This is a genomic window from Streptomyces sp. NPDC051180 (assembly GCF_040689545.1).
Taxonomy (GTDB): Bacteria; Actinomycetota; Actinomycetes; order Streptomycetales; family Streptomycetaceae; genus Streptomyces.
Genome location: NZ_JBFBBC010000010.1, coordinates 57,024 through 71,255, shown reverse-complemented (window position 1 = coordinate 71,255; position 14,232 = coordinate 57,024). Strand labels below are relative to the sequence as shown.

Genomic DNA, 14,232 nt, shown 5'->3' with positions numbered 1-14,232 from the left:
GAAACCATGCAGGAGACGGAGCGGACGGCTCAGCGGCGCCACGGCGGGCGTGCGCGGCCCGGGCCGGGGACCGTGCCCGGACCGCGGACCCGCGACATCCCGGCGGAACCGCCCGCGGTGCGGCCGGCGAGCTGGTCCGACAGCCTGGCCCTCGTCATGGACGCCCTGCGGCGTTCGCGCGTCGGCGAGCTGTGCCTGATGCTCTCCCCCGAACTCCTCGGCGATCCCCGGGTGTGCGAACAGGCGCGGGCCCTCAGCGGGTTCGCCGTCGCGCGCGGCACGCGCGTGCGCGTCCTCCTCCAGGCGGAGGGGGAGGACCGCGACCGCCTCCCCGAGCACGTCCGGAGGATCGCGGACACCGGGGCCCTGATGCGCACCATGTCCCGGTCCGGGGGACCGATGATCGTGCTCGACGACGACCTCGCGGTCCTGCCGATGACGCCGGACCTCGGGACGTGGCACTGCACGCTGCTGCGGGGCAGGACCCTGGTCGCCGCCTACAGGGCGCTGTTCGACGCGACCTGGCGGCTGAACGCCCGGTTCGACGGCGTCGCGATGGCCTCGCAGGACGCGGTCGAGGACGCCCTCGGCCTCACGCCACGCGAGCGCGAGGCCCTGCGGTTGCTGGCCGAGGGCCTCACCGACGAGGGGATCTCCCGGCGGACCGGCCTGTCCGTGCGCACCCTCAGGCGCGTCATCGCGGGCGTGATGCTGCGGATGGGAGCGCAGAGCCGCTTCCAGGCGGGAGCGGAAGCGGCCCGGCGCCACTGGATCTGAGGCCCGGCGTGCCCGGTCACACCCCCCAGGGCAGGTCGCGGGGGAGTACGGACGCCGCCCGCAGGGGCAGCGTCTCGGGGCCGCGCAGCACGACGTGCGGCCGGAAGTCGAGCTCCTCGTCGACGAGTCGGGGAGCGGTGACCCGCTGGGCGAACCGGACGAAGGCGAGCTCCGCCTCCAGCCGCCCCAGAGGTGCCCCGAGGCAGTAGTGCGTGCCGAGCCCGAACGACAGGTGCCGGCCCGCCTCGGGGCGGTCGGCGCTCAGCCGGTGCGGGCAGGAGAAGACGTCGGCGTCGCGGTTGGCCCCGCCGAGGAGCAGCACCATCGTGGTGCCCCGCGCGATCCGCGTACCGCGTACCTCCATGTCCTCCCGCGCGTGGCGGTGCACGATCTGCAGGGGTGCTTCGAGGCGAAGCAGCTCCTCGACGAGCCGGGGGGCGGTCGCGGGGTCCTCGCGCAGCGCCGCCAGCTCCTGCGGCCGCCGCAGCAGGGCGTACAGGCCGTTGGCGAGGAGGTTGACCGTCGTCTCGTGCCCGGCGTTCAGCAGCAGACGGCACGTGGTCACGATCTCCTCGTCGGAGAGCGGCCGGCCGTCGACGCGGGCGTCGAGGAGCCGGGACATCACGTCGTCGCGGGGCTCTGCCCGCCGCTCCGCAGCCAACCGGGAGAAGAACAGGGTCAGTTCACGCTCCGCCCGCAGCCGCTCGTCCGCTCCCGGCGCGGGCGTGCCCAGGAACGCCATGTAGGGGTCGACGGCGCGCCCGAGCAGCGACGACCGCGTGCGGTACCAGTCGCGTTCGCCGGTGTCGATGCCCAGCACCCGGCAGATGACGGTGACGGGGAGCGGGGAGGCGAAGGCGCCGACGCCGTCGACGACGGAGCCGCGGGCGACCGCCTCGGCCATGTCGTCGATCAGCCCGTCGACCAGGTCCTTGACCATCGGGGTGAGCCGCCGGACCGCCCGGGGCGTGAAGTCCCCGGCGGTCAGGCGGCGCAGGACGGTGTGCCGGGGCGGATCGGAGAACAGGAAGGACGGCAGCTCCGCCCGCGGTCCGCCGTCGTGGGCCTCCCCGTTCCCCCGCGGCCGGTACATGAGGGCGTGGGCGCGGTCGTTGCTGGCCCGGGGGTCGCGCAGGACGTCGGAGCACGCCTCGTGGGAGGCGAGGACGACCACGGGGTGCTCGCCCTCCATCCACACCGGCTCCGCCGCCCGGATCTCGTCGTAGTACGGATACGGGTGGGGCCGGGCCGCCGGGTCGAGGAGACCGCGCGCCGTCGCGGCCGGGTCGCCCGTGGAGCGCGGGCACGACGCGTCGCGGTTCACCGGCCCGCTCCGGCGTCGAACAGCTCCACGTCCCTGCGGGCGGGGACCTCGCCCCGGGCGGCCGCCAGATCGGCGAACCGGGCGAGCCCGAGGAGGCAGCGGGGATCGAGGTCGTACCGCAGCGTGCGGTAGTAGAGCTCCAGTTGGCCGCGGGTGAAGCCCGACGCCTCCGCCGCCCGCTCGGCCACCTCGCCGAGCGCCCCGAGCGCCAGGTCGCGGGCGTGCAGGAGGCGGTGGAGGGCGTCGGCGACCGCCTCGGGGCGGCGGCGCGCGTACTCCCGGCGTACCGCCCACACCGCGAAGACCATGGGCAGCCCGGTCCACCCCGTCCACAGTGCCGCGGTGTCGTGGACCCACGGCTTCTCCTCGGTCGGCCAGGGGCCGTGCGGCCAGGCGTCGGCGTGACCGTCGAAGAAGGCGCGCAGGGCGGGGTCGCCGATCACGACGGCCGCGTCCCCCGCCTCCAGCAGGGCCGCGGGGTCCGGCGGCCCGGTGAAGTAGGCGGGGGACAGGCCGACGACGTCCTCCAGCAGGATCCGGGCCAGCAGGGCGGTCGTCCGGCTGGTCGACGTGAGGCCCACGCGGGGAGAGCGGAGCGTGTCCAGGGGGCCGGGGCTGACGATGTTGCAGGACATGACGGCGCCTTCGGCGGCGATGGCCAGGCCGGGCAGGAGCAGCAGGTCGTCGGTGTGCCGCAGGTACTCGGCCAGGGAGATCGGCCCCATGTCCAGCTCGCCGGAGACCAGTCGCTCTCCGGCGAGCTCCGCGCTGAGCAGTCTGATGCCGGGCAGCGATCCCGTCCGGCGCAGGCCCCACAGCAGGGGGCGGCAGTTCAGGAAGGAGATCAGGCCGACGCGGGGTGCGTCGAGGGCGCCCGGTCGCGCCGTGACGGCGGGGAAGGACACGGTGGACTCCTGGTGTCGTGAGCGGATGGCGGGAGCCCGGCCTACTTGCGGCCCCACGACTGGATCAGGGCGGGCGTCAGGTCCCAGAAGTCCGGGTCCGCCAACAGCGCGTAGAAGTGCTGGAGTTCGTCCTCCGTCGCATGGCCGCCGTCGACGAGACGCCGGTGCGACATGTGGACGGTCAGCCGCCAGAAGTCGGCGAGCGGCGTGCCGCCGCGCACGTTCTGGGTGTGGGTGCGCGCCCCCACGTCGCGGTAGCCGTAGCCGGCGAAGGAGGCGGGCTGGCTGCGGGACCACCAGCTGTCCGTCCCCAGCGTGCCGCAGATCAGGTCGCTCCACGCGCCCATGACCTTGCGGTAGAGGGGATGCGGCGAGCTGTCGATCGGGAACCAGCAGAAGGACTCGATCAGCACGAAGCCGCCGGGGCGCAGCCAACCGTGGATGCGGCGCATCACGTCGTCGCGCTGCGGCAGGTGACTGAGCACCAGCCGGGCGTGGACCAGGTCGAACGAGTCCTCGGGGAAGGGGTCGGTGGTGACGTCGTGGCGCAGCGCGCGCAGCCGCGGGTGCTCGATCCGGTCGAGCAGGGCGGGGTCGATGTCGGTCGCGACGACCTCGCCCTCCCGCGCCTCCGTGCAGAGCCAGGAGGCGACCGACCCCGAGCCGGCGCCCACTTCGAGGCACCGGGCGTCGGGGGCTATCACCAGGTCGCGCAGCGTCTCGCGGCACAGCGGGTCGAACACCTCCGCGAGGAGCGCGAGCCGCGCCTCCTCGGCGGAGTCGAGCGTGAACAGCGTCTGGCCGTACTTCTCCACGGGAATCCTTTGTGAGGGGGGATGTTCTCCGGGAGAAGATACGGGGAGAGCGGAAGGAAATTTCCGCGGGAATGGATTCTGGCAATTAGCTGCCGGTCGCCCGTTCCGCAGGGGAAACGGGCAGGGGGTGGAGCGTCGATATCCCGCCGATCACCCGGATGGAATCCGTCAGATTCCGGTGCGGGAGAGATCTCCCGCGGCGTACCGCTCGCCTGCGGGCGGGCTGATGAGGTCGAGCCGGCGGACGTGGTCGGCGGAGAGGGCGATCGACGCTGCGGCGGCGTTCTCGGTCACCCGGGCGACGCGCTTCGTCCCCGGAATGGGCACGATGTCGTCGCCCTTCGCGAGGATCCATGCGAGCGCCACCTGGGCCGGGGTCGCCTCGATCTCCGCGGCGACGGCCGCGACCTCGTCCGCGAACTTGAGGTTCTCCTCGAAATTGCCGTCGCGGAAACGGGGAGTGGACAGCCGGAAATCCTTCTCGTCCAGGACCTCGCGGCTCCGGATCGCCCCGGTAAGGAAGCCCCGTCCCAGGGGTGAGTAGGCGACGACGCCGATACCGAGCGCGCGCAGGGCCGGGAGCAGGGTCTCGGTGGGCTCGCGGGTCCAGATCGAGTACTCGATCTGGAGGGCGGCGAGGGGGTGGACCGCGTGCGCGCGGCGCACCGTGTCCAGGCCCGCCTCGGAGAGCCCGATGGCGCGGACCTTCCCCTCCGCCACCAGCTCCGCCATCGCGCCCACCGTGTCCTCGATGGGCGTGTCCGGGTCGACCCGGTGCTGGAACAGGAGGTCGATGTAGTCCGTCCCCAGACGCCGCAGCGATCCCTCCACGGCGGCGCGCACGTTCGCCGGGGAGCTGTCGATGGTGTCGGCGCCCGCGCCGGCGTGCGAGACGAGCCCGAACTTGGTGGCGATGACCGCCTCGGAGCGGCGGCCCCGGACGGCTTCCCCGACGAGTTCCTCGTTGACGAAGGGCCCGTAGATCTCGGCCGTGTCGATGAAGCCCATGCCCAGGTCCAGGGCCCGGCGCACGGTCCGCCTGGCCTCCGCGTCGTCACTGCGCGCGCCTGTGTAGTAATCGGACATCGACATGGCTCCCAGACCGATCCGGGACGTTTCGAGAGTGCCGATCGAAACCTTCTGCACGGGAAACTCTTCTCTCTCCTGCGGGCCGGTCGGGCGGCCGGACAGGGAGGGAATCTACTGCCCGCCCCGGCCGCGACGGTCCGATGGCGGAGCCGCTGGCAGCTATCTGCCACGAAAGGGCCGCTCCCACCGGCGCCTTCCCCGGCCCGCGTGTCATCAAGCGGCCACTCGCTTCCTGATCCCGAATCGCACTGTTCTAATTTTCCTGGCACGCCGATCCGGTCGGAGAAACTGGAGCACCCGATGCCGAAAGAGACCCTCGGTCCCATACCCATCAACGAGGCGTACGAGACCGAACAATTGACACGGCGCATGGGAATCGAGATCGTCACATGCGAACCGGGGCTCGTGGTGGGAACCATGCCGGTGGCGAGGAATCGCCAGCCCCTCGGCATTCTGCACGGCGGGGCGAACGCCGCCTTCGCGGAGACCCTGGGATCCGTCGCCGCCTTCCTCTACGCCGGACCCGGTGGAAACGCGGTGGGAATAGATCTGTCCTGTGTGCACCACCGGTGGGTCTCCTCGGGAATTCTCCGTGGAATCTGCACACCGCTCGCCGAGCGGATGTCGATGGCCACCTACGAGATCAGCATCCGCGACGAACTGGACCACCGCGTCTGCACCGCCCGCCTCACCTGCGCCATCCGGCGCCGCAAGCCACGACGGCCACGCGACCGAGCCGGCAAAGGAGCGGCACCGCGGACGGCCGGCGCCCCCGGCCGCGCCACCCCGTGACCCACGCTGCGAACGGAGCACCCATGAATACGAGTTCAGCACCACCGAGAGCGGAGTCCATCGACGACCTCCTCGGACCCGCCGGCGGACGTTTCTTCGGCCGGGGCTTCCGCCGGGTCGCCTACGACATCGGCGACGTCCGGCTGGCCCGCGGCCCCCAGGGCACGACGACGGCGAGCACGAGCGTCGGCGTCCGCTACCCCGCCGACTGGTCGAAGAAGAAGGCCGGCTCGGACCTGCGCCCCCACTTCAGCACCGTCGACGGCATCGTGATCGCGGCCCAGCTGGCCGAAGCCTGCCTGGGCGGGCCCGGCGCGGACCTGCGGGACGCCTGGCTGCGCTCGGTCAGGCTCTCGGCCGGATCCGCGCCCCAGGAGGACCTGGACGGCCTGCGGGCCGAGGCCACCGTGCGGGGGACCGAGCCGGTCCCGCGGACGCCCGGCAGGTCCGTGTCCCGAGTGGACTGCGCGATCGGCACGATGCGGGTCCGCCTGGAGGTGGAGCACTCCTCGGCGTGCACCCTCGCCGCCGAGCAGGCCGGCACGGCGCTCGACGCGCTCCTCGGCCCGGCGGGCGAACGCTACTTCGGCACCGGATTCACCCGGCGCACCCAGCACATCCGCCGGGTCGACGTCGACCCGGAGCGGCTGCGGGCGAGCTCCGCGCTCACCCTCGCCCAGGACGACGCCACCGTTCCCCGCGCGGGACTCGAAGGCGCCTTCCAGCCCTCCGTCTCGATGATCGACGCGTTCGTGACGGTGCTCCAGCTCGCCCAGATCATGCTGTACGACCTCGACGGCATGCGCCGCCAGGACAGCAACACGCTGTGGATGCGGCAGACCACCCTCACCGCCTCGCGCCCCGACCGCGGCGACACCGACCTCACGGTCGAGGCCGCGCTGGAGGAGGCGCAGGTGCACCGGATGCGCGGCGAGACGTGGCGCACCCTCGACATCACCGGTGAGCTGCCCGGCCTGACGGTGCGCTCCGCGGTCGCCCACCAGCTCCCGGAAGGCCACGTCGCCCCATGACCCCAGCAGCAGTGATCGCCGGCGTGGGAGGCCACGTGCCGGCCCGCGTCGTGACCAACGACGAACTGGCCGAGCGGTTCGACACGTCGGACGCCTGGATCCGCAGCCGGACCGGCATCGCGCAGCGCCACGTGGTCGAGGCCGGTGTCACCACCAGTGACCTGGCGGCCGAGGCCGGCCGACGGGCGCTGAAGAACGCCGGCGAGGACACGGCCGACCTCGTCATCGTCGCGACGACCAGCCCTGACCGGCCCTGTCCCGCCACCGCGCCCACCGTCGCCGCCAAGCTGGGGCTCGGCGAGGTGCCGGCGTACGACGTGGCCGCGGTCTGCTCCGGCTTCCTGTACGCGCTGCAGGCCGGTGCCGCCGCGGTGCTGGCCGGGTACGCCGAACGCGTCCTGGTCATCGGCGCCGAGGCGTTCAGCACCCTGCTCAGCCCGACCGACCGGACCACGTCGGTCATCTTCGGCGACGGCGCCGGCGCCGTGCTGCTCCGGCCCGGCCGGGCGGACGAGCCGGGGGCCGTGCACGACGTCCAGCTGGCCAGCGACGGCACCATGGCGGACCTGATCACGGTGCGCGGCGGCGGCGCCGAGGAACGCGTCGGCGGCGAGGAACCGCGCGAGGAGCACCGCTGGTTCCAGATGGAGGGCAAGTCGGTCTTCCACGCGGCGGTGCGCCGCATGACGCAGTCCTCCCGCGCCACCCTGGCCCGGACCGGCTGGGACGTCGAGCAGGTCGACCGGCTCGTGGGCCACCAGGCGAACACCCGCATCCTGCACGCCGTCGCGGAGCAGCTCGGCCTGCCGCCCGAGCGCTGTGTGATCAACATCGACCGGGTGGGCAACACCTCGGCGGCGTCCATCCCGCTCGCCCTGGCGCACGGCATGGCCGAGGGCGAACTCCGGACGGGCGACCGCGTGCTGCTGACCGCCTTCGGCGGAGGCGCGACCTGGGGGTCCGCGACCGTGACCTGGCCCGACCTGCCCCCCTCCTGACTCCCCGCCCCCACCGGGCTTCCCGCTCTCCCCCCACCGCCACCCCCCACGGCACCCACACCTCCCACAGAAACGAGGCATCCCATGTCCGGCTCCGTCGCAACGATGATCATCGAAATCCTCACCGGCAAGTTCGACGTCCCCGCCGAGGACGCCACCCGGACGACCGTGCTGGAGGACGTCGAGGTGGACTCGCTGGCCCTGCTGGAGATCTCCCTCATCCTGGAGAAGCGCCTGGGCGTCTCCATAGAGGAGGGCGTGCTGAACTCCCGGCAGACCGTCGAGGAGGCCGCCGAGGTCGTCGCGCGCCTCGACGACACCGCGCCCGCCGCGGTCTGAGCACCGGAACCACCGTGCGCATCGTCCTGCTCCGGCACGGAGAGACCGACCGCAACACCGCCGACCTCTTCCAGGGACAGGCCGACGTGCCGCTCAACGAGGCCGGCGGGCGCCAGGCGCGGCAGGTCGCCGAGACCCTGAGCCCCGGCGCCTGGTCGGCGGTCTACTCCTCCCCGCTGACCCGTGCGGTGGAGACGGCCTCGTACGCGGCGAGCCGCCTCCGGGTGCCGCACCACCTCGTCCACGGGCTGCGCGAGCGGCACCTCGGCGACCTCGACGGCCGGGACCGCGCCGCCTTCGCACGGGAGCACCCCCGCACCCTGCGCAGACTCCTCGACGACCTCGACTACGCCCCGGACGGCGGCGAGAGCGGGCGTGCCGTGCTCTCCCGCGCGGCCCGCGCCCTCGGCGACATCGCGCGGGCGGAGCGGGGGACCGGCGGAGCGGTGCTGGTCGTCACCCACGGCGGCGTCGTGAACCTGCTGGGGCTCGCCCTCACGGGCGGGGCGCCCGGCGCCCGCCCGCTCGTCGCCACCTGCGCCGCGACGTGCCTCGACATCGAGTGGCCCCCGGAGGGCGGGCCGCGCGCCGCGCTCCGGGCCGGCGGGGTCCCCGCGCGGGACTGCGAACCCGACGTCACCCCCGAAGCCGATCCCGGCGGCCCCTCCGTCGCCCTCGACGGCCTCGTATCCGACCGACCCGACCACGAGAAAGCACCGAGACCATGAGCATCGAGATCACCGTCGTCTTCGACGTGGAACCCGACCGTTTCCAGGCCACCCAGGCCGCCTTCCGCGAGCTGTGCGAGGCCACCCGCACCGAGGAGGGCGCCCTCCGCTTCGACGCCCTGCTCTCGGCGGACCACCCGAACTCCGTCGTGCTCGTCGAGGAGTGGGCCGACCAGGACGCCATCGACCTGCACATGAAGCAGCCGTACGTGGCGGAGTTCCTCACCCGGGTCGACGGCGCCTACACCGCCGCGCCGGCCGTGCACCGGCTGCGCCCCCTCGACGTCTGAGCCATGGACGACGAGACACGAGAGCAGCCGCGCGTCCTGATCGTCGGCGCCGGGCCCGTCGGCATGGTGCTCGCCTGCGAACTGCTGACCCACGGCGTGCGGGTGGACATCATCTCCGAGCTGCGCCGGGAGAGCCCGCACTCCCGCGCCACCATCCTGTGGCCGCGCGTCCTGGAACTCCTGGACCGGGTGGGCGTCGGACGGAAGCTGGTCGACAGCGGCCACTACTTCGACCAGATGAACTACTACTCGCAGAAGAAGATGATCGGCCTGGTCCGGTTCGACCGGCTGCGCGGTGTGGCGTACCCCTTCGCCATCACCATCCCGCAGTGGCGGACCGAGCAGGTCCTGGAGAGCCACCTCGCCGAGCTGGGCGGCGCCGTCGCCTACGACACCACCTTCGTCGAGGGCACCCAGGACCGGGACGGGGTCCACTGCGACCTGCGCCTCCCCGACGGCCGCCGGGAGTCCCGCACCTACGACTACGTCGTCGGCGCGGACGGCCACAGGAGCACCGTGCGCGAGGCGTTCGGCTTCGCGTTCGCCGGGCGCACCCTGCGCACCCGGCTCGCGATCACCGACGCCGAGATCCTCGGGGAGACCACCAGCAGCGAGGCGGCCTACTACCTGACCCGCGGCGGCAACATGGTGCTCGCCCCGCTGGGGGACGGGATCTTCCGGGTCGGCGCCAGCGTCCCCGACGGCTGGACGGGCGACCGGCCCGACCGGTCCTTCTTCGAGACGCTGCTCGCGGAGCGGGTCCCCGGGAACCGCCGGCTCGGCGAGATGAAGTTCAGCGGCGTCTTCACCGCGCACGTCCGATCGGCCGGCCGCTACGCCAAGGGCCGCGTCTTCCTCGTCGGCGACGCCGCCCACGCCATGAGCCCCTCGGGAGCCCAGGGCGTGAACACCGGCATCCAGGACGCCGTCAACCTCGGCTGGAAGCTGGCGGGCGTCCTGCGCGGCGACTACCCGGCCGACCTCCTCGCCACCTACGACACCGAACGGCGGCCCGCCGTCGACGCGGTGGCGAACCTGTCGACCCGCCTCGCCCGCATCGGGTTGTACTCCGACCGCGGCCGGACGCTGGCCCGCGACCTCGCCTACCGCGTGGGAAGCGGCACCCGCGCGCTGGAGAAGGTGCTCGCCCCCCGCCTCGCCCAACTGGACACCCACTACGGCGCACGGCAGCGCGGCAGCACGCTCGCCCCCGGCGCACGGGTGCCGCTCGGCTGGCTCGACGCGGGCGGCGTCCCGGTCCTGGCCGTGCACCGGTACACCGTGCTGCTCTGGCCGGGACACCAGTACGGCCACGACGCCTGGGTCTCCCTGGTCGGCTCGCTGCGCGGCGAGCTGTCCGCGGCGACCGTGCACGACCTCGGCGGACGCCCGACCGGTCCGCTGCTGCCCCGGCTTCCCCGGACGGCACACGCCCTGCTGGTGCGCCCCGACGGCCACCTCGACGCGGCCGTGCCCCTCGACGTCCACCGGCCCGCGCACACCGTCCGGGCCGTCGCCGAGGCGCTGAGCCGGCGCAGCATCGGACCCGACGTCCCGGCCGCGCTGCGCACGGCCGTCTGAACCACCCTCCACCCCACCCGCAGAAGGAGCACACCATGACCGACACCACCGCACCCCGCGTCGTCCTGACCGAGGTCGACGACATGACCCCCGAACAGCTCGCCGTCTACGAGAAGTTCCAGTCCAACCTCACCAGGGCCCTGCTGCTCACCAAGAACTCGGCCGCGGCCCACCTCGCCCTCGGCGGGACCTTCACCGTCGGCCTGCTCGGTCTGCTCGACCGCGAGGTCGTCGTCCTGCGCGTGGCCCACCTGCGCGACAGCGAGTTCGAGCGGTTCCTGCACTACCCGCTCGCGCGGAAGGCCGGCCTGGACGACCTGGAGATCAAGGCGATCGAGGAGGCCGACTACGCCCAGCTGCCGCCCGAGCGCGCGGCCCTGGTCCGGTACGTCAGCGAGTGCATGGAGGACCACAAGGCCAGTGCGGAGACCTTCTTCGCCCTGCGCGCCTTCTACTCCCAGAACGAGATCGCGGAGATCACCCACCTCGCGGGGCACAGCGCCATGACCGCGATGTACCTGGCCAGCCTCGACATCCCGATCGACGAGGGCATCGCCTCCTGGGGCCGGCTGACCGAGGTCCGGGACGCCGCCCAGGGCGACTCGGCCTGAGGGGAGCGACGTGCAGTACGTCCGGCTGGGGTCCTCCGGCCTGAAAGTGTCCCGCCTGGCCCTCGGATGCATGAGCTACGGCGAGCCGGGACTGGGGACCCACCCCTGGTCGCTGGGCGAGGACGAGAGCCTTCCCCACATCGCCCAGGCGCTCGACCTCGGCATCAACTTCTTCGACACCGCGAACATCTACTCGCTGGGCACCAGCGAGGAGTTCCTCGGTCGCGCGCTGCGGAAGCTGACGCGCCGCGAGGACGTCGTCGTCGCGACCAAGGTGTACGAGAAGATGGACGACAACCCCCTCTCCGGAGGGCTGTCGAGGTCGGCGATCCACCGTGAACTGGACGCCAGCCTGCGGCGCCTGGGCACGGACTACGTCGACCTCTACATCGTCCACCGCTGGGACTACGACACCCCCGTGGAGGAGACGATGGAGGCGCTGCACGACGTCGTGCGCGCCGGGAAGGTCCGCTACATCGGCGCCTCCTCCATGCACGCCTGGCAGCTGGCGAAGGCGCAGTACGTCGCCGACCTGCACGGCTGGACGCGGTTCGTGAGCATGCAGAACCACTACAACCTCCTCAACCGGGAGGAGGAGCGGGACATGCTCCCGTTCTGCCGCGAGGAGGGCGTGGGGGTGACGCCGTGGAGCCCGCTGGCCCGGGGCCGTCTCGCGCGGCCCTGGGACACGGAGTCACGGCGCACCGCGGGCGACCCGATCCAGGACCGCTTCTACGGCCCCACCGAGCGGGCCGACCGGGAGGTCGCCGCCGCGGTCGCGGAGATCGCCGCCGAACGCGGCGTCCCCATGGCCCAGGTGGCCCTCGCCTGGATGCTGGGGCGGCCCGGCATCACCGCTCCCGTGGTGGGGGCGACCCGTCCGCACCACCTCACGGACGCCGTGGCCGCCCTCGGCCTGGAACTGGACGCCGCCGAGACCGCACGGCTCGAAGCACCGTACGTACCGCACGCCGTCGTCGAATACGTCTGATCGTGGAACAGGTGGATGTGACATGGGAATAGCCGACTACGCCCTGGCGCGGCCGCGCGGCAGGCGCACCGTCGCCGAGGTGAGCCGGGCCTCGGGGTACACCCCCGAGAAGCTGGCGCAGGTCCTGCCGTCGGGGACCTTCTCGGTGCTCGCCGACGACGAGACGCCGTGGGGCCTGGGCATCGACGCCGCGCGCGACCTCTTCCGGCGCACGCCGGTGCCGCTCGACGAGATCGGCCTGGTGATCTACGCGGGCGGCGCCGACTGGGGCGCCCCCTTCTGGTCGCCCGCCGCGAAGATCGCCGGGGAACTCGGCATCGAGAACGCGCACTGCTTCGAGGTCTCCAACTTCTGCAACGCCGGCATGGTCGCGGTCAAGCTGGCGGACGAGCAGGTCCGGTCCGGTGCGCACCGGCACGCGCTGGTGATCGTCTCCGACCGGCTCAGCCGGCTGGTGGACTACTCGACCGGGTACTTCGAGCTGTTCAACTTCGCGGACGGCGCGACCGCGGTCCTGCTGTCGGAGCAGGGCCGGTACGAGGTGCCGGCCGCCGCGCACCGCACCGAGCCCCAGTGGGTCGACTCCTACTTCGGGGTGCTCCGGGACGGCGACGTGAAGGTGGAGCGCGGGGACCGGCTCGACGGCCTGGGGGAGGCGTTCCTGGCCAACTTCACCGGCCTCACGCACCGCGTGCTCGCCGAGATCGGCGCGACCGTGGACGACGTCGCCCACTTCCTGGTGACACACGGCAACCAGGACACGCAGCGAAAGTACCTCGCGGAGCTCGGGGTGCCGGAGAGCCGGAGCGTCTTCCAGTACCACCTGGACGGGCACCTCGGCGGTTCCGATCCCTTCCAGGCGCTCCGTGAGCTGGAGGACGGCGACCGTGTCCGCAGCGGTGACCTGGTGATCGTGGCGACCGGGGGCTCCGGCTTCACCTGGGGCGTCACGGCGCTGCGCCACGTGTGACGCGCCCGCGAAGACGAAGGGGCCCGGCCGGTGTCCACCGGCCGGGCCCCTTCGCCGTGCTCAGCCGGCGTGGGACTCCAGGTCCACCCGCAGCAGCCGGAGCGACGCCTCGTGCGGCGAGTCGGGCTCGGCGTGGTAGAACTTCAGGATGTTGCCGTCCGGGAGTTGCGCGGACTGGTACATCAACTCCAGTTCACCGACCACGGGATGGTCGAAGAGCTTCGTGCCCTCCACGCAGTTGGCCACGTCCTGGCGACACCACAGCGCACCGAACTCGGCACTGTGGATGGTGAGTTCGCCGATGAGGGCGGCCAGCTCGGGGTCGTGGCGGTGGCTTCCGGAGATGAAGCGCAGATAGGCGACGTTCGCCTCGGACTCCGTTCGCCAGTCGGCGTAGAGCGACCGCACCTCGTCGTCCAGGAAGTTCATCTTGATGATGTTGGGGCGCCGGACCGGGTCGTCGACGAGGTCGAAGTCGAGGTGCGGCGCGAACAGCGAGTGGAACAGCGGGTTCCAGCCGACGAGGTCGCAGCGGTAGTTGAGCACCGCCGCGGCGACGGAGTCGAGCGTCTCCAGGAGCATGCGGGTCGGGGCGGCGAGCTGCCCGTCCCGGGGCTTGTTCCGCCCGGGCTGCTCGGGCGACCCGATCTTGAGCAGGTAGTCCTGCTCGTCGCTGTTCAGCTCCAGCGCCCGGGCGATGGAGAGCAGCACCTGCGGCGAGGCGTGCGCGGTGTGCGACTGCTCCAGCCTGGTGTAGTAGGTCTGGCTGACCCCGGCGAGGGTCGCCACCTCCTCGCGGCGCAGGCCCGGGACCCGGCGCGCGCCGCCCGAGCGCAGTCCTCTCTGCTCGGGCCGGACGCGCTCACGCATCTGCCGAAGGTAACTGCCGAGGTCCGCGTTCATGATCTGGTCCACCTCTCTCATTATGAAGAGCCCCGGCGCGATGGCAATCGGCACCGGGCTCATGGCAGCAAGCGGCCGGTGAGCGGAG

At 72.6% G+C, this 14,232-nt stretch carries 16 protein-coding genes; 11 read left to right on the top strand and 5 right to left on the bottom strand.

Going from position 1 to position 14,232, the window contains the following annotated elements; genetic code table 11:
- Positions 1–6: 6 nt before the first annotated feature.
- Complete coding sequence (locus AB0424_RS19115; RefSeq protein ID WP_366306861.1) at positions 7–777, top strand: LuxR C-terminal-related transcriptional regulator; 771 nt, start codon at positions 7–9, stop codon at positions 775–777.
- Positions 778–793: 16 nt separating this feature from the next.
- Here the strand turns inward: AB0424_RS19115 and AB0424_RS19110 are convergent, their stop codons facing one another.
- The 4 genes from AB0424_RS19110 to AB0424_RS19095 all read right to left on the bottom strand — a co-directional run bounded on the left by AB0424_RS19110 (position 794) and on the right by AB0424_RS19095 (position 4,967).
- The gene (locus AB0424_RS19110) at positions 794–2,101 is read right to left on the bottom strand and encodes a cytochrome P450 (RefSeq protein WP_366306859.1); all 1,308 of its coding nucleotides are present in this window, start codon (positions 2,099–2,101) and stop codon (positions 794–796) included.
- Complete coding sequence (locus tag AB0424_RS19105; protein ID WP_366306857.1) at positions 2,098–3,006, bottom strand: menaquinone biosynthesis protein; 909 nt, start codon at positions 3,004–3,006, stop codon at positions 2,098–2,100. Before AB0424_RS19105 ends, AB0424_RS19110 begins: the two co-directional genes overlap by 4 nt.
- Before the next feature lie 41 nt (positions 3,007–3,047).
- Positions 3,048–3,821: a class I SAM-dependent methyltransferase gene (locus AB0424_RS19100; protein ID WP_366306855.1), complete on the bottom strand. Its 774-nt coding sequence runs from the start codon at positions 3,819–3,821 to the stop codon at positions 3,048–3,050.
- 168 nt (positions 3,822–3,989) lie between these two features.
- The gene (locus AB0424_RS19095; protein WP_366306853.1) at positions 3,990–4,967 is read right to left on the bottom strand and encodes an aldo/keto reductase; all 978 of its coding nucleotides are present in this window, start codon (positions 4,965–4,967) and stop codon (positions 3,990–3,992) included.
- A gap of 243 nt (positions 4,968–5,210) precedes the next feature.
- On the opposite strand from AB0424_RS19095, the gene AB0424_RS19090 reads away from it, so the two are divergent.
- The 10 genes from AB0424_RS19090 to AB0424_RS19045 all read left to right on the top strand — a co-directional run bounded on the left by AB0424_RS19090 (position 5,211) and on the right by AB0424_RS19045 (position 13,241).
- Positions 5,211–5,702 (top strand): hotdog fold thioesterase, encoded by a 492-nt coding sequence (locus AB0424_RS19090; RefSeq protein WP_366306851.1) that lies wholly within the window; start codon positions 5,211–5,213, stop codon positions 5,700–5,702.
- A gap of 23 nt (positions 5,703–5,725) precedes the next feature.
- Complete coding sequence (locus AB0424_RS19085; RefSeq protein WP_366306849.1) at positions 5,726–6,733, top strand: AvrD family protein; 1,008 nt, start codon at positions 5,726–5,728, stop codon at positions 6,731–6,733.
- Positions 6,730–7,731 (top strand): beta-ketoacyl-ACP synthase III, encoded by a 1,002-nt coding sequence (locus AB0424_RS19080; RefSeq protein ID WP_366306847.1) that lies wholly within the window; start codon positions 6,730–6,732, stop codon positions 7,729–7,731. The genes AB0424_RS19085 and AB0424_RS19080 overlap by 4 nt, the downstream gene beginning before the upstream one ends.
- Positions 7,732–7,836: 105 nt before the next feature.
- Positions 7,837–8,070, top strand: coding sequence for an acyl carrier protein (locus AB0424_RS19075; RefSeq protein ID WP_366306845.1), 234 nt, complete (start codon positions 7,837–7,839; stop codon positions 8,068–8,070).
- A 14-nt stretch (positions 8,071–8,084) separates the two neighbouring features.
- Entirely contained in the window at positions 8,085–8,798 is a 714-nt protein-coding gene (locus AB0424_RS19070; RefSeq protein WP_366306843.1) for a histidine phosphatase family protein, read from the top strand.
- Entirely contained in the window at positions 8,795–9,088 is a 294-nt protein-coding gene (locus AB0424_RS19065; RefSeq protein WP_366306841.1) for a putative quinol monooxygenase, read from the top strand. The genes AB0424_RS19070 and AB0424_RS19065 overlap by 4 nt, the downstream gene beginning before the upstream one ends.
- 3 nt (positions 9,089–9,091) lie before the next feature.
- Positions 9,092–10,669 carry an FAD-dependent monooxygenase gene (locus AB0424_RS19060; protein ID WP_366306839.1) on the top strand — a complete coding sequence of 526 codons (1,578 nt, stop codon included), beginning with the start codon at positions 9,092–9,094 and terminating at the stop codon, positions 10,667–10,669.
- Between the two features lie 35 nt (positions 10,670–10,704).
- A complete protein-coding gene (locus AB0424_RS19055) occupies positions 10,705–11,280 on the top strand; it encodes a hypothetical protein (protein WP_366306837.1) in 576 nt (191 codons plus the stop codon).
- A gap of 10 nt (positions 11,281–11,290) precedes the next feature.
- Entirely contained in the window at positions 11,291–12,271 is a 981-nt protein-coding gene (locus AB0424_RS19050; RefSeq protein WP_366306835.1) for an aldo/keto reductase, read from the top strand.
- Between the two features lie 22 nt (positions 12,272–12,293).
- Positions 12,294–13,241 (top strand): 3-oxoacyl-[acyl-carrier-protein] synthase III C-terminal domain-containing protein, encoded by a 948-nt coding sequence (locus tag AB0424_RS19045; RefSeq protein ID WP_366306833.1) that lies wholly within the window; start codon positions 12,294–12,296, stop codon positions 13,239–13,241.
- 60 nt (positions 13,242–13,301) lie between these two features.
- Here the strand turns inward: AB0424_RS19045 and AB0424_RS19040 are convergent, their stop codons facing one another.
- Positions 13,302–14,165 carry a helix-turn-helix transcriptional regulator gene (locus AB0424_RS19040; protein ID WP_366306831.1) on the bottom strand — a complete coding sequence of 288 codons (864 nt, stop codon included), beginning with the start codon at positions 14,163–14,165 and terminating at the stop codon, positions 13,302–13,304.
- Positions 14,166–14,232: the final 67 nt, after the last annotated feature.